19 protein-coding genes and 1 pseudogene are annotated in these 21237 nt (G+C 44.3%); 5 read left to right on the top strand and 15 right to left on the bottom strand.

The annotated features are described in order from the left end of the window. Window positions 1-205 precede the first annotated feature (205 nt). The 15 genes and pseudogenes from ACE04G_RS20405 to ACE04G_RS20335 form a co-directional block, all read right to left on the bottom strand. Entirely contained in the window at window positions 206-385 is a 180-nt protein-coding gene (locus tag ACE04G_RS20405; RefSeq protein ID WP_221824952.1) for a YolD-like family protein, read from the bottom strand. A gap of 10 nt (window positions 386-395) precedes the next feature. Further along, window positions 396-1712, bottom strand: a complete 1317-nt coding sequence (locus ACE04G_RS20400) for a sensor histidine kinase (protein ID WP_449004417.1) — start codon at window positions 1710-1712, stop codon at window positions 396-398. After that, window positions 1699-2394 (bottom strand): response regulator transcription factor, encoded by a 696-nt coding sequence (locus ACE04G_RS20395; RefSeq protein ID WP_221824957.1) that lies wholly within the window; start codon window positions 2392-2394, stop codon window positions 1699-1701. The genes ACE04G_RS20400 and ACE04G_RS20395 overlap by 14 nt, the downstream gene beginning before the upstream one ends. 26 nt (window positions 2395-2420) lie before the next feature. Then, the gene (locus tag ACE04G_RS20390; RefSeq protein WP_449004416.1) at window positions 2421-3545 is read right to left on the bottom strand and encodes a dimethylarginine dimethylaminohydrolase family protein; all 1125 of its coding nucleotides are present in this window, start codon (window positions 3543-3545) and stop codon (window positions 2421-2423) included. 557 nt (window positions 3546-4102) lie between these two features. After that, window positions 4103-4417 (bottom strand): annotated as a pseudogene (locus ACE04G_RS20385) (VOC family protein); the annotation flags it as partial. A 147-nt stretch (window positions 4418-4564) separates the two neighbouring features. Next, window positions 4565-6031, bottom strand: a complete 1467-nt coding sequence (locus ACE04G_RS20380; RefSeq protein ID WP_449004415.1) for a helix-turn-helix domain-containing protein — start codon at window positions 6029-6031, stop codon at window positions 4565-4567. A gap of 300 nt (window positions 6032-6331) precedes the next feature. Continuing rightward, window positions 6332-7330 carry an ABC transporter substrate-binding protein gene (locus ACE04G_RS20375; protein WP_449004414.1) on the bottom strand — a complete coding sequence of 333 codons (999 nt, stop codon included), beginning with the start codon at window positions 7328-7330 and terminating at the stop codon, window positions 6332-6334. A gap of 176 nt (window positions 7331-7506) precedes the next feature. After that, window positions 7507-7881, bottom strand: coding sequence for a hypothetical protein (locus ACE04G_RS20370; RefSeq protein WP_221824966.1), 375 nt, complete (start codon window positions 7879-7881; stop codon window positions 7507-7509). 22 nt (window positions 7882-7903) lie between these two features. Next, entirely contained in the window at window positions 7904-8566 is a 663-nt protein-coding gene (locus ACE04G_RS20365; RefSeq protein ID WP_221824968.1) for a 3'-5' exonuclease, read from the bottom strand. A gap of 61 nt (window positions 8567-8627) precedes the next feature. Continuing rightward, on the bottom strand, window positions 8628-9206 hold the full coding sequence (locus ACE04G_RS20360) for a histidine phosphatase family protein (protein WP_405132100.1): 579 nt from the start codon (window positions 9204-9206) through the stop codon (window positions 8628-8630). Next, complete coding sequence (locus ACE04G_RS20355) at window positions 9203-11425, bottom strand: class I SAM-dependent methyltransferase (protein WP_221824970.1); 2223 nt, start codon at window positions 11423-11425, stop codon at window positions 9203-9205. Before ACE04G_RS20355 ends, ACE04G_RS20360 begins: the two co-directional genes overlap by 4 nt. Before the next feature lie 280 nt (window positions 11426-11705). Further along, window positions 11706-12518 (bottom strand): aminoglycoside phosphotransferase family protein, encoded by an 813-nt coding sequence (locus ACE04G_RS20350; protein ID WP_221824972.1) that lies wholly within the window; start codon window positions 12516-12518, stop codon window positions 11706-11708. A gap of 13 nt (window positions 12519-12531) precedes the next feature. Then, a complete protein-coding gene (locus tag ACE04G_RS20345) occupies window positions 12532-13122 on the bottom strand; it encodes a GNAT family N-acetyltransferase (protein WP_221824975.1) in 591 nt (196 codons plus the stop codon). A gap of 8 nt (window positions 13123-13130) precedes the next feature. After that, window positions 13131-13577: a RidA family protein gene (locus ACE04G_RS20340; protein WP_221824978.1), complete on the bottom strand. Its 447-nt coding sequence runs from the start codon at window positions 13575-13577 to the stop codon at window positions 13131-13133. Further along, a complete protein-coding gene (locus tag ACE04G_RS20335; RefSeq protein WP_221824981.1) occupies window positions 13574-14476 on the bottom strand; it encodes an AraC family transcriptional regulator in 903 nt (300 codons plus the stop codon). The genes ACE04G_RS20340 and ACE04G_RS20335 overlap by 4 nt, the downstream gene beginning before the upstream one ends. Window positions 14477-14603: 127 nt before the next feature. On the opposite strand from ACE04G_RS20335, the gene ACE04G_RS20330 reads away from it, so the two are divergent. The 5 genes from ACE04G_RS20330 to ACE04G_RS20310 all read left to right on the top strand — a co-directional run bounded on the left by ACE04G_RS20330 (window position 14604) and on the right by ACE04G_RS20310 (window position 21237). Next, window positions 14604-15893 carry a Gfo/Idh/MocA family oxidoreductase gene (locus ACE04G_RS20330; protein WP_221824983.1) on the top strand — a complete coding sequence of 430 codons (1290 nt, stop codon included), beginning with the start codon at window positions 14604-14606 and terminating at the stop codon, window positions 15891-15893. 119 nt (window positions 15894-16012) lie between these two features. Then, entirely contained in the window at window positions 16013-17830 is a 1818-nt protein-coding gene (locus tag ACE04G_RS20325) for a sensor histidine kinase (RefSeq protein ID WP_221824985.1), read from the top strand. Next, window positions 17805-19361, top strand: coding sequence for a response regulator (locus ACE04G_RS20320; protein WP_221824987.1), 1557 nt, complete (start codon window positions 17805-17807; stop codon window positions 19359-19361). Before ACE04G_RS20325 ends, ACE04G_RS20320 begins: the two co-directional genes overlap by 26 nt. 116 nt (window positions 19362-19477) lie before the next feature. After that, complete coding sequence (locus ACE04G_RS20315; protein WP_221825208.1) at window positions 19478-20392, top strand: carbohydrate ABC transporter permease; 915 nt, start codon at window positions 19478-19480, stop codon at window positions 20390-20392. A 5-nt stretch (window positions 20393-20397) separates the two neighbouring features. Beyond that, a complete protein-coding gene (locus ACE04G_RS20310; RefSeq protein WP_221824990.1) occupies window positions 20398-21237 on the top strand; it encodes a carbohydrate ABC transporter permease in 840 nt (279 codons plus the stop codon).

The raw sequence follows: 21237 nt of genomic DNA, 5'->3' as shown, positions 1-21237 counted from the left end.
AGAAATCACATCATGGTTCATCCACGACATGTTCTATCTATATTCTCATGCATTTTCCTTGAATCGTTTAGGCTAATTTTCACTGTTATTTAGCGGGTTTATCATACTTTAAAGTCGTATGAATTCACCAGCATTCGCAGAGATTGTTATTTTTTCGTGATTTTTGTAGTTGTGTTACTCTAGCCTTAAAGGCTAGAGTACTTTTTTAGTTCCCGGCTGTAATAATTTCCTCTAATTTAATCCAACTGTAATCTTCTTCGCCGCGTTCAATTTTGACTCTCTTGCTTGGTTTGTCAATTGATGTGATGACTCCCTTTATCTCTTCATCGTCGAACGAATTGAATACAGTCAACGTGATAGATCTACGAAAACACGTTACATGCAATTTTAGTCAGCTATTTAAAAGCTCGACTTATTTTAAATTTCAAGATAATTTTGTAATTCTCTTGATTTTCAGATGAAGAGAATTGTCCTAGCATCCGATGCATAACTTTTTCTATGATTTTTTCACCCAATTTATAACTTTCTACAGATTCATTATTTATTTTTAATTTGTTTTCTACACAAATCACAAAATGGTTATCTTCTATATAGGTAAATAAATTAATTTTCTGCTCTCGATCTGCATATTTCAGTATGTTTGACAGAAAATTATCAAATACACGTCCAATATTTTCCATATTTACAGTAATCATGACATCCGTAGGGGAACCATTTACAAGCACCTGAAATCCTTCCGCTCTGAGTACAGTTGTAATATCTGACAATACATCATGAATTGATTCCCGAACGGAAAGGGTTACTAAATCTGCCTCCCTCTCTTTATCTAATAAAAAATATGAAAACAAATCGTCTGTACGATTCTTAAGTTGGAGAGCCTTTTGATACGCACTCTCGATTTGATACCTTGTTTCTACACATAAATCTTCTGGTGTATTACGGGCAAACTCTAAATACATGATGAGAGATGTCAGTGGCGTACGCATATCATGAGACATTTCGGTTGCAAGATTTCTACTCTCATTTTGCAAATTGTCTATCCTTTCTAACCTGCCTAAAAATGCTTTACGTAGTTCCTCTATACTTTCCGCAATCATCGCCAATTCATCATACCCTCGTACCGTTATAGAATAGTCTAATGAGCCGCCTTCAAGGATATGAATTTCATTATTAATTGTGCGTAAATATTTGATTCCTCTACGTATTCCAAATAAAACAATGGTTATAAATAACATTGCGGACAGCAATATTTCAAGCATGTAGGCCATATTATAGTAGTGGGAAAAATAAAATCCATAGATTGAAACGTTACCTGTCCCATCCTTAAATTGTACTGTGTAAGAGTTCCGTCGATCATAATCAGTTTCAGGCTGACTTCCATATGCTCCTTCGTCATCAGCATGGTACAAGGAATCATATTGAAGCACCTGGTTCTGAAATACGTATAAAAATAAATTACTCTTCTGACTTTTAATCCAGTCTGAAAACGCAATACGATCTGTCGTTGACAGATCGTTTGCTGAAACATATTCTGAAAATTTTTGGACGTAAACTTGAGATTCGGACTTTAAACGCTCATCAGAAGTAAAATAATGATCCATAACCCGATTGCTTATGGACTGCAAAAGTAAAAAACAAAGAACACTTATGGTGAGAGCAATAATTATTAAAATTGTCAACTTTTTAGATATAGTAAGTTTATGAGTGGCCAAAACGGTAACCTCTTCCCCATTCTGTTAAGATATACGCTGGTTTTGCTGGATCTTCTTCGATTTTCAATCGTAATTTTCGGATGTGTACTACTACCGTATTATTTGAACTGTAGAAATAAGGTTCCTTCCAAATACTCTCATAAATATTTTGGGCAGAAAAAATTTTATTTCTTCTGGTCATCAACAGTTTTAGTAGACCGTACTCCAGATCGGAAAGCTCAATCTTCTGACTGCCTTTCCATACATCGTTAAATTGTTCACTTACTTTTAAACGTCCTCCGATAAGAAATGTTTCGCCATAATCCTTTTTATCTTGATAAATCGTATACCTACGCAACAAAGCAATAACTCTTGCCAGAAGCTCCTGTTCAGAAAAAGGTTTAGTTAAGTAATCATCTCCACCAGCAAGCAAACCTTCCGTTTTGTCCAAAGTTCCGGATTTAGCAGTTAGAAAAAGAATAGGAACATTGTATCGTTCTCTGATTCGTATACAAGCCTCCAGTCCGTTTATTCCAGGCATCATAATATCCAGAATCACCAAATCCAATGACTCATTTACTAATTCAATTCCCTGTTCTCCATCTTTAGCCGTTGTTACTTCATAACCTTCACGGACAAGAGACATACGTAATAGATCACGAATCTCCTGATCATCTTCAACTACTAAAATCCGGCTTGTCATAGTTCACCTCATACTTGATTTAACTTTTAACTATCCGTGCGAAGCAATGGCTGTGTACTGCAACGGAAAGCTCCGCCGAAAGAACGAGAAATTTCGTAATCAACATATTCTACTTTGATTCCTCTTTTCTCTAGCTCTTTTCCAATTGTATTTTTGAATGCAATGTCCGTAACATATACTTTGCTACTGATTGGCAATCCATTTACCGCCAAATCTTGAGCATCCTTGTAACTCACTTCGATTTTGTCCCAATTTTTAAGTTCTTCTGGGAGCCCATTGGCTAACGAATCCATGCTAACAATCATTAATCCATCTCTTACAAAACTGATAGCACAATCCAGGTGCAATGTGCCAGGCTCTAGCTTCACCTCAACCACCTTATACCCTGATGGTGTCAAATAGTTTCTGAGCCAATCAATACCGGCTTTGTTTGAAGCTAGACCAGAATTACCGACGAATACAGTCTTTCCATACACGAGGATATCTCCACCTTCAAGGTAAGGACCGGCAGCAGAGTTGATTCCTTTAGAAACGTCTGGTTGTGGGACAGCTACATGCGGAACGTTATTTTGGGCTGCTTCCTTATCCAGAATACTTCTAACAGGTAAAACCTCAAGTCTCCGGTAAGCCGATTTAAATGAACCTTCAATTAGATGATTTCCGATTGTGAAGAATGGATCTCTCACAAAGAAATTAGTTACTCCTTCTCCACCTGTAATGCCATCTTTCACAGCCCCTAGTTGTTTTTCTTTTTCATTTAAAAGGCGTGGACGTTGAACCTCAACACCGTATTTTTCAAGAACCTTTTTAAGGTCTTCACGCTCTTTCTCCCACTTTTTCTGTGCCTCTGCCGGATCCGTATTCATTATAGACATGCCTCCTTCAGGCATAGGCATGTCTCCTTCTGGAGAATCATCAAAATTGAAGTGCATAAAAGCTTCAGATTGTGTCAATACAACTCTTTTTAGCGTAGCGAATTCACTCTCTACATATACATTGTTTTTCTCACTTTTTGTAGTCACAGTTCCATTCACTTCCGTAACTCTATTAACTTTAGACACACCAGTCGCCCCTGCCACTGGTAATATGCTAGTTACCAGTACAAGTGATAATGCTGTTGATCCAACCCACTTCAATCTCTTTTTTTTCATATTAATGCCCTCCTAATAATTTGTTTTAATCCTTACAGTTTGAATTATAGAGAGCAATTCTTAACAGTTTATGAAGGCATACTATTTTAATTTAAGCAGATGAGATTCGGATATATTGTTTCTAATGGAACTTATAACTTTCTTACTAATATTAACAAACAAAAAAGATACTGTGGGTGTTATGCCAATAGCGTCCTCTTTTACCGATGCTTTCGGATTCTAATCTTTAGTGCATCTTTAGTGCCACAATTATCCCTCTCCTTCAATCTTCTTCAGTCGTGGCATGAACATAGATGAACTTGCACAGCTCTTATTTTATAAGCCGGAGCGCATTACATAATTTATAGATAAGAAGCGAATCATGCCTCTTAAAATCGCAATATCTATCGCCGACACAATTGGATGTAATGTGAACGCTCTGTATGAATTAATTTCAATTGAGCTAAGTTGAAGCTTAAATATATATGTCTGTTTCAACAATCAAAAAGGATATAGACTCTTTTCTTAACTAAGAAAAGTTCTATATCCTTTAATATTTGTTCCGTGTATATTTAAAATTACATGTTCGTGGAACCATCATCGTAACTAAACTGCCAAGTAATCCCGAATTTATCTGTTAAGCCACCGTATAATTTGGACCAAAAGGTTTCTTGAAGCTCCATGACTACAGTGCCGCCTACTTTAAGTTTATCGAATGCAGCTTTAATTCCATCCATGTCAGCATTAACTAAGGAAAGGCTTATATTATTTCCAGCAATAAATGGCGAACCTTGATAAACATCAGAGAACATTACATTGCTTCCATCAATATTAAGTCTTAAGAGCATAACTAAATTTTTGGCTTCTTCAGGAAGCGGATAGTCTGGATAAGGAGCATAGCCAGAAACTCTATCAGGAGTTCCCCTTTGCTCGACTGCCTCCCGGTTGGCCCATCAGCTGTTTTGCTTTTGCTGAGAATTGGAAAAGGCGAGATGAGGAACACACCAGTCATATGCCGCTATTGCAGCCTCCACGGTCATTTAACCCATATACCGCAGTATATCGTCGATTTTCTTCCCATGAGAGATCACACCGTAGTTCATCCAGCTCATAAAATCCACCTCATACACATTGCCACTCTTCACCGCAGGCAGACATTTCCATTCATCCCTTTCGAGCAGTTCGCGCTCATCTCCAGGTTTGGCCGAGTTTCCAGTGTCAAATGTAATCAACAAGTGATCCGCATGAAGCTGACTTAACTGCTCCAATCCAATGAAAATCCTCCGCTCGTGTCTTGTCCATTGCTGCACACGGGAGTGTGGAGTCAGTCCAAGATCCTGATAAATTACAGGTCCGACGTAGCCCTGCTGATCCCCATAGAGAGTAATATCCGAAGCGGATATGCGTAAAAAAGCTACAGTCTGGCCACGCATATAACGTGATAACCGACTCTTACCTTCCATTGCCTTGTCCTCATACGCACCAATTACATCTTGAACCCGATTCACCTTCCCCAACACATCAGCTGTCGATCTCAGAATGGAGCGCCAATCTTCTCCCAGATGTTCTACGTAAAATGTAGGTGCTACCTGCTCAAAGCGGTCCAGATTCCATCGATCAAATCCCTTGTCCAGCATGATAAAGTCAGGTATGTTGCCCACATTAAATTGAGCATCCTGCTGGCTTACATCAAATTCGGGTACATCATCCAACCCCAAATATTGCTGTCTCCCCCAAGAATGATGGGAGCATTGCAGTACAGGTTTTACACCAAGAGCCAACACAAAGTCCTCCAGATACGGAGCAAAGACACGAACCTCTTGACGGTGATGACGGCGGTATAACCCAGGTGAAATACCAGCATATTGCTTGAAGCGACGACCAAAATAATACTCGCTGCTAAATCCCACATTCTGTGCAATTTCATGGATGCGATCATCCGTGAGCTGCAATAGTTGCTTCGAGCGCTCCAGCCGAACCGCATTTACATATTCAAGCGGGAGCTTGCCCGTAATTTTTTTGAATTGCCGAGTGTAGCTGGCTCTTGTTAGACCAATATCTGCTGCGAGCTCATCCACAGTTATCGTCTGATCATAGTGGTCGCCAATATAACGAATTGAACTTTGAAGACGGGCACGGTCATCGGGTACTTCTGTTTCGGGGGCACTCTGGCGAAGCAAGGCACGGAACCACTCCTGGAAACGAAGCTGTACCTCCCATTGATCCAGCCAATCGCCAGTGACCTGTTGACGCAGTATTTGTTCCAAGGCTTCCAGACAGGTACTCCACGGGATGTAACTGAGTTGCATAAGAGGTAATAATGTTGGAGAAACTGGACTTTGTGAAAGTTCCTGCCGCTCCTCCGTGTTTCTTCTAGACAAAGCGTTCGAAGTCTCTTCGCTTAACTCACCCACCATCAGATCAAGCTTATAATACTGCAATTCACTTTCTGTCCAAGGCGAACCTTCTATTTTAACGGATGTTCCAGCCGGAACAAACATAATCATTCCTTTTTCCAAATGAGATTCCCGATCTGAGCAAACTATTGACCCCTTCCCAGACGTTACAACAAATATGGCGTGTGAAGACGACATTCTGTATAACAAACGTTTATCGATATGAGACTTATGGTGATCTACGTATTCCATATGCTGAAGTGAGCATAGCCAGGGCTTGGGGATAAGTTGTATTATGGTGTGGCACATGTTCATCGTCCTTAACTGAGAATTATTATCATTTAAAATAGTGTATACGAAAAAAGAAAGCTCTTCAACCCTGGCTGAAGAACTTTCTTTATGAGATTATACTTATGGAGTCATTTTTTCCAAGAGATCATCAATTTTCATGGAATTCGCTGTAATCGCACCTGATTGCCAATGTGATCTTTCCATTATATATACCTGATTGTTCTTAACGGCCGGAAGAGATTTCCACAATTTGCTGTCAAGTACCTTCAAGGCTTCCTTGTTCTCAGGAGAAGACCATTCACCATTGGAAGGGAAAACAATAAGATGATCTGCATCAAGTTGCGGCACGGCCTCCTCAGACAGAATTTCCTGGTATTCTTCCATCTTGCTAACCAGAGGATGAGGTGTTAGACCAAGCTCGGAATAAATAAATCCGGTAAATCGATTTTTCACACCGAACAGCGCCAGTGTGTCATCGTTAACATTCAGTCGGACAACTGCGACAGTCTCGTCTCCAACCGCTTCTTGCAACTTCGCCTTAGCATCTGCAATCTTGGCCTCAAATGCCGCAGCAACTTCTTCACCCTTGTCCGGTTTACCTACAACATCGGCAATGGTTTTCAAAATTTGGTTCGAATCCTGCAGTACGCTCTCAGGCAGACGATACGTCGGTGCCACCTTGGAGTACATCTCATATTTCTCCATATCTACCCCACCATCTACAATGATGAGATCCGGATCATACTCCAACAAAGCTTCAATGCTCCCTGTGGTATCAAATTGAGGAACATCCAGTCCTAAATAATCCTGTACACCCCACATCGGATTATACCACTGCACTACAGGGTTAATATCGAGCGCCTTCAGATAATCTTCCACATATATTCCAGCAATCCGCTGTGGCTGAACCGGAATTGTCACATCTCCAAATTCATCCTGTACAACCCGTGTAGCAGGCTCTGTTTCGGTTTCAGTAGTATTTTCTCCAGAGGCTGCACTTTCAGTTGCAGGAGTCTGTTCCGCATCCGTAGCGGTATTTGTACTACATCCTGAAATAACCAGACCCATGAGCAGTAATGTAATCATCCACCCTTTGAAACCTTTAACTAAACCTACCATGTTACCCTTCACCCCTATGTGATCTGTTGATGTAACCGTGAGAATATTTCACATATAATGATTATCATTCTCATCGATTGCTTAGGTGAATTGTACCTTATGCCTCAGTCGACCCACAATGTACATTTGATGCTGTTTTTTTATACAAACGAAACAACCCTGTGGTCCTCCCCCGCTTATCGCAGGGGCAACCTGCCTTGACGATAACTTTCCAACAGCTTCTCCACAAAGGAATCGTTCGCCGTACTCTGTAACAATGCAGCACCAATTAAACCCATATCATCACTTACATACCCCGCTAACTCAGGTTCGCCGGTGAGAGCCAAGGTCTGTTTGAACGCCTGTTCCCTGCATGCGCGAAGCACCTCTTCTTCAGCCACCGCGGTATCTTGAGCCCATCGTTCAAAAGCTTGCATCCACTCGTCAGCAAATGCAGAGGCATCCCTTTTATCCAGGTAAATTTCCACATCCAATCCTTCGAATGTCTGCTGGGTCAGAATCCGCCCCTCGTTAAGATCCCCCAGTAGCTTCTCCACGTCTGCTTTGCTCATTGATCTCCCCTCCAGTTCATCATCATGTCAGATACATCTCAGGTATAACAAACCGCTTCATCATTCGATTAGAATCAGCTGTAAAATGATCCAATTGAAGTTCCTCGTATTCGCTAAGGATACTTTCAAAGATACGAGCAATCACACCACAATCTGCCAAAGCATTGTGCCTGTGTATTCCATCCGTATTCAGATCGTAATACCGAATCAAAAAATCCGTAGAGACGACCTCATTAATCTCAGGATGAATGTAGGTGAACATCGCTTTTGTATCGAGTACCGGGTTAGTCAACATCGGAAGCCCATACTCATCACAATGCCGCTTCAAGATGGGTAGGTCATACTCATATCCTGCTTGTGTTACAAGCACATTATCCCCAATAAATTTCAGAAATTCCTGAAATGTTTCTACGAACGATGGAGCCTCTATCATATCCTCATTCGAAATGCCTGTTAATTTTGCCACAGCTTCTGGTATAGGTTTGTTTGCACGTGCAAGTGAAGAAAATGTTGTGTTACACCGTTGACCTCTTTGGTAGTGCATCCCACCAAATTGAGTCACACTCTCCACCACGGGATTAATGCCCGTCCCTTCGAGATCAAATATGCAGTACATTCTATCCTGTAATGAAGATACGATTAGATTTTCAATAAAGTATGTATCAGGCAACAGCGTAATTTTCATCCGTCCAAGTCACTCCTCCCCACTATCATTCTGGCTAATGCATTCCTCATATATAACTCTGTCACTCCCACAATCGGGTGACCTGGACCAACTTGCGCGTTCCATCAAACTGCAACTTATAGATATCCGGCATCGTAGTCTTCTCCCAGAAATCATACCCGTAGGAAGAATCATAATGTTGTAAAATAAGCGTCATGACATCTCCATGGGTTCCAATGACTACCTTGTGACCCACATGTGTATCCAAAATTTTCTCGATCACCGCTACTGCCCTTGAGCGAGCCTGTTCACCAGACTCCCCACCTGGATACGCATACGTAGGATTACGGTACAACCGCTGCTTGGCTTCACGAAAATTATCATGCTTCACATCTGAACTCGACAACTGGCGTTCACGCAGATCTTCCTCTGTCACCACAATTCCACCTGACCGATCTGCCAGAATCTGAATCGTATCCACCGCTCGCCTGTAAGGGCTAGAATAGAACAGTTGAATCTGCTCCCCATGGAGCAGACTGGCAACCGTTCCTGCATCTAGATGACCTTGCTCTGTGAGTCCACGCTCGCGTTCCTGTCCTTCAACATATCGAGACTCCGCATGTCTGACAAAATACAAAAACGTACTGGCCTCACTCATCATCCATCCGCCAACCCTTTTTTCTTCTCAATGACAATCAGGCAGGTACTGTCTGGCAAAGGCGCAGGTTCACCATTTTCCTTCATGAAGATCATTCGTTCTCCGAGTGCTTCCGTGTACCCCTCTTGAAGGAAATGTCGGAGAGTAATAATTTCGGCTTGTTCACCCAGCGCTTCTCGAATACAGCTCTCATAGGCTGTCGGCGTGAATATACCGAACTGCTCCTGAATTTCATGCACGTATGCCTCTTCACCCCACGTATACGTGTAAAGAAATTCCATCGCATCGTTAATCGGCAATACGACCTCATCGTCTGAGATCCGCTCATATTCAATTGCACGTCCCTGAAAATCCTCTGCATACCGCTCCAGCCAGCGCATCCCATCCTCTTCCAGGAAACGAATCCGGCGCTTCTGTGCCTCCGGTTCACTCATGATCCCATCCCGAATCAGAATTCTTCCTCCAGGTGACAGCACACGGAATGAACTTCTCAGCGCTGCTACAACCGTATCGGAATTAAATCTTCGACCGTCCAGTTCAATATATGAATATAATTCATGCAGAATGGATGAAAAAATAACCGTATCCACTGTGCCTGGCTGCACATATTGCTCCAGTTGCAGGGCATCGCCTTTCATCACTTGCCAGCGATGTCCCTCACGCTGTTTTTTGCGCTCCAGCGCTTCAATGACATTGGCTGAGATATCGATACCAATCGGCTCCACTTCCGGTTTTTCCTGCTCAATCAGATCCAGCAGAATTCCTCCACCTGGACCGATATCCAGTACCCGTTTACCAACGATATAGTCGAGCAGTACTTTTTTATAATCACCGGAGCTGTTCATATCGGACAAATACGTTTCTTCGTTGTGGAAGCGGTCATAGGCATCCCGGCGCAATCCGAACAGGTCAAATAACAGCAGTACAGCCTTCTCGTATAACGGTGACTTTTCTGCTTCAATACAGAATGCAATCAGCTTCTCCGCCGCTGGAGAAAATTCAAAGGTCACAAACAGTGTATCCGGCAGATCCGCATGACGCTCAATGCGATGTGTTAGATGGGGATAGACGATCTGCTCCCCTGCCGTAATCTGTTCCCACGCATACTGTTCCAAATATTTTTCAATCATTCGTTTCTTGTAAATATTGAGCTTCTTGACGCCTTTGTAATCGTAATACATCGTATTCATCAATGGTTCGAAGCTGATATGGCGAACGATTTCAGATCGACTCTCCATGCATGCGGGATGCATGCTATCGCTGCGAAGCGTCAACAGGAACACTTTCACCATCTCTTGCAACGAAAAATCCTGCATGGCCGACTCCACATACCACAGAGTACGATGAGCCAGCGGAGCCAACGCCTGTTCTACATCCAGTTCGGTTTGGAGTTTGGCGTACGCCGTATCCATTGCCTCTCCCTGCCGAATGGATGAACTTCTTAAGCGGGATAACCGTTCCTTCACGTTCCAGTCCTCATGATCCGGTCCAGCGATAATCCAGCCTACAATTCGCTGTACCTCAGCCTGAACCTGATTCCATAACGCTCGATCAACACCTGCGATAATGCACTCATTTAGTGCCATCAGTATGGTGTGCAACTCATCTGTAGTAAGCCATCCTTTGACGATCAAGGCGTGGAGCGAAGCATTCTCGGCAAATGGAATCTCGCCGCGTATGTATTGACCAATAAGTCCATGCGTAGCAATTAGAGTACGAATAACCTCATGCCTTGGTGTGTGTGAATTCAGCGCATCATGCTCGTTTATATCCGCATTTTTACTTAAGGCATCGCCCGGAGATCCAAGTTGATTTAAACTCGTCTCCCTGCTCTTACCGATGTCATTATCCAGGTGGTCTGCCCCTGCGTATAGATCATATAACTGAGCGGACCCCACATTATGTACAAACAAGTTAACGCCCTGCTTTTGCCATACCCGCCGCTGCTCCAATGATCCGGCCTTCGCCGTCTCTGACCAGATTAATACGTCCTCCATAATTTCTCGCACCCAAAAAGAAACCTGAAGCTCCTCCAGCACGTGAAGTGTACGCTCTGTGTAGTCCAGCACCGGATTTGTTCCCTCAAGTTCGGCAATGGAATGAATGCGTTCGAGGTTAATATGGGGCTTCTCTGCTGCTGCCAGCAGTTGCAGCCATAATGGCTGGGCTTCCGGCGTGTTTCCTGACTTGTATGATTGTATGGCCTTTAATGAATGCAGCATTAATATGTCCCCTCTCTTTCTCTACCCTTATATATAAAATCATTAGATTCGTCTATAGATGTTGAACTAATCATTAACACGATAACGGAGAGGACAGAAAAAACCTGAAAAAGCGAAGCTAAAAGCTTTCTGCAAGAAAGCTGCTTCGGAAGCATATGCTTCGCCTTTATCCCCGGATTTTCCCCTTCGGAAAAGGGAATCAAAAAAATCTGGGGATAACAGCGATTGAAAGGTTATTCTGTCATCGTAGTGTCAGTGTAAATAATATGTAATTCAACTTTTATAACAGACGAATTCGTTCCTGAACAAACTTGAGCAGCTGTTCCACCTCTTGAGCAGGCAGATCCTCGTCAAGACGCGCGGCGGCAACTGGCAGCATCCAGGACTCTATTGCTACACGTGTAATCCCGGAAAGTTGCATATAATGATGGATGTAATATTTGACCAGCGATTCACGAGCCGTTTCAAACCCCATTCGTATAGCAGGATCTGTATCTTCCGGCAATGTGGCACTCATTAATATTACCCAGCTTCGAGCCACATCACCCGCAGGATCACCGGACATTCCAGTCATCCAATCAATGACCCGGTATTGATCGCCAGCCTCACTGAGCATAACATTATCAGGGTGAAAATCGCCATGACAGATCTGCTGTCTATCAGGCAATGTTGTTAAGTAAGAAAGGACTCGCGCTTGATCGTCCTCCGACAATAATCGAACATTGCGGATCGCTCCCGATAAAATCTGCTTCTGTAAGGGGAGTGTCCCTTCATCATCTCGCTCACAATGAAGTCTGTAATGGCAGTCAGCCATTTTAAACGCCAGCTGCTCTAGGAACTCCGGTTGCTGAATGATAAGTGATAACAGGGTAATCCCTTGGATTCGCTCAAAAACAATGCCAGCACGCGACGTAGTATGTTCTATCAAGGATACTGCCTGCGGGACGGGTAGTCCTTTTTTGTATGCCAGCTCACTTATTCTAAATTCATTTTGAACCGCTTCGTGAGGAAAATCCATTCGATATAACTTCATAATGTGCTCGTTCGAATAGGCATAGATTTCCGCAGTTCTTCCCTGACCAATTCGCTCCATATCTACCCTCCCTTTACTCGAACTCACTGCCTCTGACTTTGGAGAAAACCATACAATCAACCAGCGTACCTGTGCTGTCACGCCGCATCTTGCGCAGTATACCTTCCAGCGTATAACCCGCTCGTTCGGCTACTTTGGCACTTCGCACATTGCGGGCATCACAGCGGATCTCCAGCCGGTTCGCCTCCAGATGAGTAATGGCAAAATTCTCTATCCCTTTCACCGCTTCTGTCATCAAACCCTCACCAGCTCGCGATGTTCGAATCCAGTAACCGATCTCAAAACAGCGTGCATTCCAGTCGATGCGATGTAACCCGCTGCTGCCTACGAATTCATCCGTATGTCTATCACGCAAATGTAACATCATGTCGGTACGTTCCAGATATTGCAGTCTTGCTTTGCGAACAGTGACTTCTGACTCTTCCAATGAAGGAATTTTCTTGGCAAAAGGTAACCACAACCGCAGCTGCTCCGCACTCTCACGGACGGCTTCATTAACAGCCGCACCGTCCCCCCACTTCGGTGCTCGAATTGTGAGGCGTTCCGTATGGAAGCTCTCGGGTATCGTTAACATAATTGGATTAAATGAAGACGATTCGGTCATCGTTATACTTACTCCTCTACCTGAAATATGGAATCAATGATCAGCGGAAAATTATCCCTTACGGACACTGCACCGAATACGGAACGAGCGTGTACCCCCTGATCCCCAAATACCTCCATCATCAGATCCGAGAATCCATTCAGCACTTTATGATGCTCCTGATACGAAGCGGACGCATTGATAAACCCCTGCACTTTAACCACTCTCTTCACCCGATCCAGTGAACCCAGCACGTCTCGAACGACAGCGAGTACCTCCAGTCCAGCGTTCCGGGCAAATTCATATCCCTGTTCTGTTGTGAAGTCTGCTCCAACTTTACCGCGTTCGGAGGTATCAGGCCCTTTCCCGGATACATACATGATTCCATTCACAATAACGGCATTGGCATATTTCGCTGCGGGGGCGCTGGCCTGTGGTAAAATAATCCCCAGTTCATTTAATCTCGCTTCAATCATCGTACATTCTCTCCCTCTTTTAAGGTCCTCACGGAACCCGATTCATTGTATTCCTGCCTATAGACTCTTGGTGATACCTGAACGGTACGCTTGAACATCTTGCCAAAATGAGAGAAGTTACTGAATCCCGCAAGCCAGGCGATGTCCGTAATGGATTCTTCACTTTCTCGCAGCAAACGCTGTGCTTCCTTCACCCGTAACAGATTCAGATAATCACTGAAGGTAAAGCCCGTCGTTTGTTTGAACAATCGACTCAGATAATGCGGACTAATGCGAAACATGCTCGCCACCTCCGGTAATGTCAGTGGTTTCTGATAGTTCTCATTCAGGTGACGTACAACTGCCTGTGTCTTGGGGTGAAGAACCGGCTCACGATCATCGGAGCTTAACCTGCCCAGGTGTTGATTACGATAGGCATGCAGCAACAATTCAATAGCCCGGTGACGAAGCAACAGGTTGCTTCCAGGTTGAGGACGAAGCATTTCATCCACCATTTCGCTAACCATCCGTTCCAGAACCTCAGTGACTTGAGATGGAAACCTTACAATAGGAATCTCCCAGCAAAAGGGTTCCTTCAATCCTTCAACTAACTCTGCGGAAATAGCTATGGCTTCAAAAAGCTCAGGCTTCATATACAGCACCATCCGCTCATGGTCAGGCATGCCGCTCTCCAATGTCTTGTGAACCGTATTTCGGTCAACAAACACTAGGTCGCCAGCCTTTACCCGATAGGTTCGGTCCTTAATGAAATAAATACGCTCGCCAGACAACAGGTAATACAACTCATAATGATCATGCAGATGGTCATCCGTCATCGAGAAATATCCAATGCGACGATCATATTCGATGTGCAGCAAATCCGTAGGATCATGAAAATCCGCACGAAAAGGTTCTGTCATGTCTCCCTCTCTCCTTTCCATAAATTATAGCAAAATATGCGGCATTTGAAAGCGGTTACGCATAAAATGCGGCGAAAGAAGTACTCCCTTGTTATAGTCTAGAGCTATATTCAAGGAGGCGATAGACATGAGTAACAAGAAACGTTATGTATTAGTTGGAACCGGCGGCCGCGCCGAATTTTTTTATGGTGCTTTAACCCGGGATTACAGGGATACTTCCGAGCTTGTCGGCTTTTGTGATATAAATCAAGTCCGTATGAATTACGCGAATCAACTGTTGAAGGAAAAATACAATTATCCCGAGGTACCTACTTATCCTGCAGATCAGTTTGATCAGATGATTGAGAACGAGAAGCCTGACTATGTCATCGTAACGAGCGTTGACCGTACCCATCACAAGTACATCATTCGCGCGATGGAACTGGGTTGTGACGTTGTCACCGAGAAACCAATGACGATCGATGAGGAGAAATGTCAGGATATTCTGGATGCTGTCAAGCGAACTGGCCAGAATGTAAGGGTCACCTTTAACTACCGTTATGCACCGCACCATACTAAGATTCGGGAACTTATTCAAAATGATACCATTGGAAAAGTCACTTCCGTTCACTTCGAGTGGCTGCTGAATACCCGCCACGGGGCAGACTATTTCCGCCGTTGGCATCGGGACAAGCGTAATAGCGGCGGACTGCTCGTGCATAAATCTACCCATCACTTCGACTTGGTGAATTTCTGGATCGGCTCACAGCCGGACACCGTGTTTGCATTTGGTGATCTCATGTATTACGGCAGAGAAAACGCAGAAGAACGCGGTGTAACGCAGTTCTACAATCGGGCAACTGGCAATCCGATCGCAAAAGAAGATCCTTTTGCACTTCATCTGGATTCGGATGCTCATATGAAGTCCATGTATCTGGATGCTGAATCAGAAGATGGTTATCAGCGGGATCAAAGCGTATTTGGGGATGGCATCAACATTGAGGATACGATGGGTGTTCTGGTGAAGTATCGGAACAAAGCCATTCTGACCTACTCCCTCGTTGCCTACCAGCCATGGGAAGGTTACCGCATTGCCATTAATGGCACCAAAGGCCGGATTGAAATGAACATTGTGGAGCAATCCTATGTCAATTCATTGGGTGACAAAAGTAAAGAAGGTGCTTTGATCGGTAAAACGTTACGGGTTCTTCCAATGTTTGATGCGCCATATAAGGTTGAAGTGGAAGAGAAAGCAGGTGGACATGGCGGAGGTGACCCGGTTCTGCTGAACGATCTGTTTGGAGAGCCTGTAGAAGATCCGTTCCATCGTGCAGCTAACCACGTGGACGGTGCCAGATCCATTCTGACGGGTATTGCGGCCAATCGCGCTATCGCCACGGGCTTGCCTGTCAACGTCAATAATCTGGTTCGTTTCTAAGTCTCCCAGGCCTGCACTACATTATTAATTTCATTTAAAGGCTGCGCATGTTACGCAGTCTTTTTTATATTTTTATAATTAATTTGCACGAAAGTCGACTCGTTAGAAGGAGGAAATCTATGTTCTTCTCTTTAAAAAACCGCCTGATTGCCTTTATCGTTGTCCTGTTTGTCCTCGCTTTTGGCACACTCTCCTACCTGCTCTTCAAGGAATCACGCACGGTCATCCGCTCTTACATCGAATCCTCTGCTCTTGAGAAAATGGAGGAATACGGTTCATACGTAGACATGGTGCAGATGCAGATCTATGATGTCGCCTCTCTTGTTTTCAATAGTGATATGGGCAAAAACTGGGATAATGCGATCGGTGATCCGAACCTTCCCGAAGGAGAAAAGATGCTGGCCAACCTTGCGATGAGCCGTTTTCTCACTCAGGCAACCAACAGTTACACCAGCATCTCGGATGTATCCATCTATCGACGGAATGGACTGCGAATTGGCATCGAGAATCAGGTAGTCTATGACCCTGCCTTTGTACAAGAATCCTGGTATACGAATTTCTACACGTTGGGAGAACGCTGGTTACCTGCACACACTGATCAACAGGAACGTGTCAGAGATCATGGTAATCCGGTGGTCAGTCTGCTGATGCCCATTGGCACCTTTCATCATGCTACAGCGCAGAATGTCATGAAGGTGAATGTCAGTGAATCTTATTTTCTGGAACCGCTCCGGCGCATACATCTTGCGGAGAATAGCACTATTTTTCTACTGGGCGAGCAAGGAAATCCCATTCTTTCACAGCAGGTAGACGCGTTAGGTGCTATAGCTACCGCAGAGATCGATCGTATTCGAAACAGCCCGCTCAAATCCGGTGTAACATACCTCACGAACCAGGAAGGACAGAGAGACATCCTTGTATTCAAGAAACTGGGACGTACCGGCTGGATGTTGGCGGGTCTGGCCCCCGAAAAGGAAATGTACCTCTCTCTCCATAAGCTCCAAAGCACGATTGTGGTCGTGACGATTGCCCTGATACTGGTCTCCCTCTTGGCTGCTGCATGGCTATCTCATGGCGTAACCAAACCTTTGACCAGACTGGTACTGGCGATGAGACAGGTTCAACGAGGTGCTTTTGACCAAGCGGATTCACTTCTCCCTCCAGATAAAAATGTAAAAAGTGAGATCAGTTATGTGATCTTCACTTTCCGTTATATGATCAGCCAGCTGCGCCAGCATATCCAGAATGAATTTGAACTGAAACTTCTTCGCCAGCAAGCAGAGTACAAAGCACTTCTCATACAGATTAATCCACATTTTATGTTTAATACCCTGGAGTTGGTGAGCAGCCTTGCCATTCAGCGTAGAACGGATGATACGGTTCAGGTCATTGAGGATTTGGGTAAAATGATGCGCTTTTCTATCAACACCAATGACGACCGTGTTCGCCTAACCGAAGAGCTAGATTATGTACAGCGTTATATCTCCATTTTGCAGACCCGTTTCGGACATAAGCTCAACATTTCGATAACGACGGAAGGCACACTGAACACCTTGGTCATCATCAAGTTTATTCTTCAACCACTTATTGAAAATGCAGTGAAATACAGCTTCCAGCATCAGACAACAGCTCAGGTACGGATACGGATCAACCGGATGTATGATCGTCTGCATATCAGTGTTTCAGACAACGGACCGGGTATTCCAGCAGAAATCATCCAAAAGTTGCAACATCCGGTTGCTCCCTCCTCATTGGAATCCATATTGCATAATGAAGGCTGGCATATTGGACTGGGCAATGTCATTGCTCGTTGCCGTCTGCATTATGGTGGCTTGTTCACGGTCCATATGGAGAATGATGAGCGCGGAGGCGCATGTATTGAACTGATTCTACCCGTACAGGAGGAATATGATGTACAACGTATTAATCGCAGATGACGAGATCGAAGTTCGCGAAGGCTTGAAATTGAAAATCGATTGGCATGGCATGGGTTTTGTCATAACAGGAGAAGCCTCTAATGGGATCGAAGCGGATGAACTTATGAAATCTGAACATTTTGACTTGCTGATTACCGATATGAACATGCCTGTCATGGATGGCGTGCGATTACTTGATGCCTGCCGCAGTTATAACCCTTCCATTCAGATTATCATTATCACGGGTTATGAGGATTTTCAATATGCCAGAGCGGGTGTTCGCAGCCAGGTGATGGATTATTTACTGAAACCTGTAACCCGGGATGAACTGAAAGCCACCTTAGGCAAAATCAAAGCGGATCTGGATGAACAACGTAAAGTTCGAGGTGATTCCGAATTTCTGCAATGGCGACTCTCTCAGTATTACCGCGAAATGAAGGAACGTTTCCTTCTTGATCTCGTCAAAGGCAATCGCCTACCGCCTTCCTCCATGCCAGAACGGCTCAGATTATTCCATCTCGAATCATGGCAGGATCAGAAGGTCTGTTTTATCACCGCCAGTATAAGTCACTCGAACAAGCAGGATATTCGAAAAGATCGATTACACGAGCAGATGCATCTTCCTTTCGAAATGGTATGTTACGAAATCGCCCAGTCTAATTCAGAACATGTCCAGGTTTTTCATGATTCGGCACACGGAGGGATCATGCATTTCATGGTACAAGACGGTATGCAGCACGAATTTATCCCACAGCTCACGGGACACATGACATCCGTTTTTTGCTTGGAACTCAAGATTGGGGTGGGACTTTCTGTATCTGGGCTTGAGCACTGGAAAGAAGGTTATATCCATTCCCTTCTGGCATGGAATTCAGCTGAACGGGCTGGCAGCGGTCCAAATCCTCAAGCAGGAACAGACCATAGTCCATTACTACCTGAAGAAACGACACGCAAGCTGCATCGTTGCCTCATTCGAGGGGAATTGGACTCTTTCCGCAGCATCATCCGCAAGGAACTTCACGAGGCATTCCAGCTTTCTCCCTCCCGAATGACACGAAGTATTTTTCAAATTTCATTGTTGATGGATTTTCCTATGGCCCCGGAATGGATACTGTGGCTAAAGACGCCAGATCAAGCAGAACGCTTATTAATGCAATGGGCTCAAGACTTCCTGGGTCAACAACTCCCCTCGGAAGATGGGGATGGGACGGTTATAGAGTTAGCCAAGCGATATATTGAGGAGAACTACATGCAGGAGCTAACGTTGACGTTACTCGCTGGACGATTTAACTATTATCCTACCTATTTCTCCGAATTGTTTAAGGAAGGCGCAGGTACCTCTTTTATTCAATATGTGACGGACGTTCGGATGAAACACGCCTTGCAACTGCTGAAGGAAACCCAATTAACCGTGTGGGATATTACAGAACTGACCGGTTTCAGTTCACCAAGTTATTTCAGCTCGAAATTCAAAAGAATGTTCAACATGAGTCCTTCAGACTATCGTTTGCAGCATTCCGAAAAAATCGATAGTCATGATCCGAAGAAATGAGATTCAAGCGGCTCCCCTTCCCCGGTATGATGTGGTTACCAAGAGAACGCTATATGTTGTAAGCGGATTCATATCTGGTAACCATTATTCTTAACCATTCAGAAGGGAGGCACATGATGAGAAAACAGACCAAACCCTTATACGGTCAGCAGAATACTACAGCCTACTTGTTTCTTCTGCCCTGGCTGATCGGACTCTTCTGTCTGACACTTGGACCGATGGTTGCGTCCCTGTACTTATCCATGACCAAATTCAATCTGCTGTCATCACCGACTTGGACTGGACTTAGCAATTATGTTCACATCTTTACCGAGGACGATACTTTTCGCAGGTCACTCGGGCTGACGTTTTATTATGTTTTTCTATCTGTCCCACTAAGGCTTGCTTTTGCTTTACTGGTGGCGATGGCACTGAACAAAGGTATTCGAGCCCTTGGCATCTACCGGACCGTATATTACATCCCTTCTCTATTGGGCGGCAGTGTCGCGATTGCAATCGTCTGGCGTCAACTTTTTGAGGGGAACGGTCTGGTCAACCAGTTTTTAAGCTGGTTTGGTATCTCAGGTCCATCCTGGATTGCGCATCCGGATTATGTAGTCTATACCATCATCACACTATCCGTGTGGCAATTCGGGTCTGCCATGGTCATCTTTCTTGCGGGCCTGAAGCAGATCCCCGCAGACTTATATGAAGCGTCCGATGTCGATGGAGCGGGAAAGATACGTCAATTTTTCGGAATTACCCTGCCCATGCTCTCCCCCGTTATTTTTTTTAACCTGATCATGAGCATGATTAATTCATTCCAGGCGTTTACACCAGCTTACGTGATCGGAGATGGCCGCGGGGGTCCACTCGACGCAACAATGTTCTATACCTTGTATCTGTATCTGAAAGGTTTCTCGTTCTTTGATATGGGTTATGCTTCGGCTCTGGCTTGGATCATGTTAATCATTATCGGGGTATTCACCGCAATCGTCTTTGTTACATCCCGATTTTGGGTGTTCTACGGGGATAATCAGGAAGGAAGGTAATGCATATGCCAATCAAACGACAACTGGTTCAGGCAGGGAGGCATGCCGCCATTATACTCTTCGGTCTGCTGATGTTATATCCAGTACTATGGTTGATTCTCAGTTCGTTTAAACCGAACCATCTCATTTTCACCAGTAGCAATCTTTTCCCTACCAGTTTCACGCTGGAGCACTATATTAATGGCTGGAAAGGTCTGCAAGGTATCTCCTTCGGCCGTTTCTTCGGCAACTCCGTGCTGATCTCGGTCATGAGTGTGTTAGGTAATGTGATCTCCTGTTCCCTTGCAGCATTTGCTTTCTCCAGACTAAAGTTCAGATTCAAAGGCCTGTGGTTCAGCATGATGTTGGTCACGATTATGTTGCCTTACCATGTTACTCTGGTACCTCAGTACATTCTCTATAATGAGCTTCAATGGATTAATACGTATTTCCCGCTGATTCTGCCTAAGTGGCTTGCGCAGGATTCTTTCTTCATCTTGCTTATGGTTCAATTCATACGCGGTATACCGCGGGAGCTGGACGAGAGTGCAAATATTGACGGTTGCGGGCAATCACAGATCTTTTTCCGAATCGTAGTGCCTCTGCTCGTTCCGGCCCTGATTACAACAGCGATCTTCACCTTCCTGTGGAGCTGGGATGATTTTTTCAGCCAGATGATCTATCTGAGCAAAATTGATCTGTTCACCGTGCAGCTGGGCATCCGATCTCTCTTCGATCCGTCAGGACAATCCGATTGGGGTGCATTACTCGCCATGTCCACCCTGTCACTGCTTCCCGTGACCCTCATCTTTTTATTGTTTCAGCGATATTTCCTTGAGGGCATTGCAACAACAGGTCTGAAGTAA

It is taken from the genome of Paenibacillus sp. AGC31, from assembly GCF_057334655.1.
Note: the sequence above shows the minus strand (reverse complement) of the source record. Positions and strands in the feature narration are given on the sequence as shown.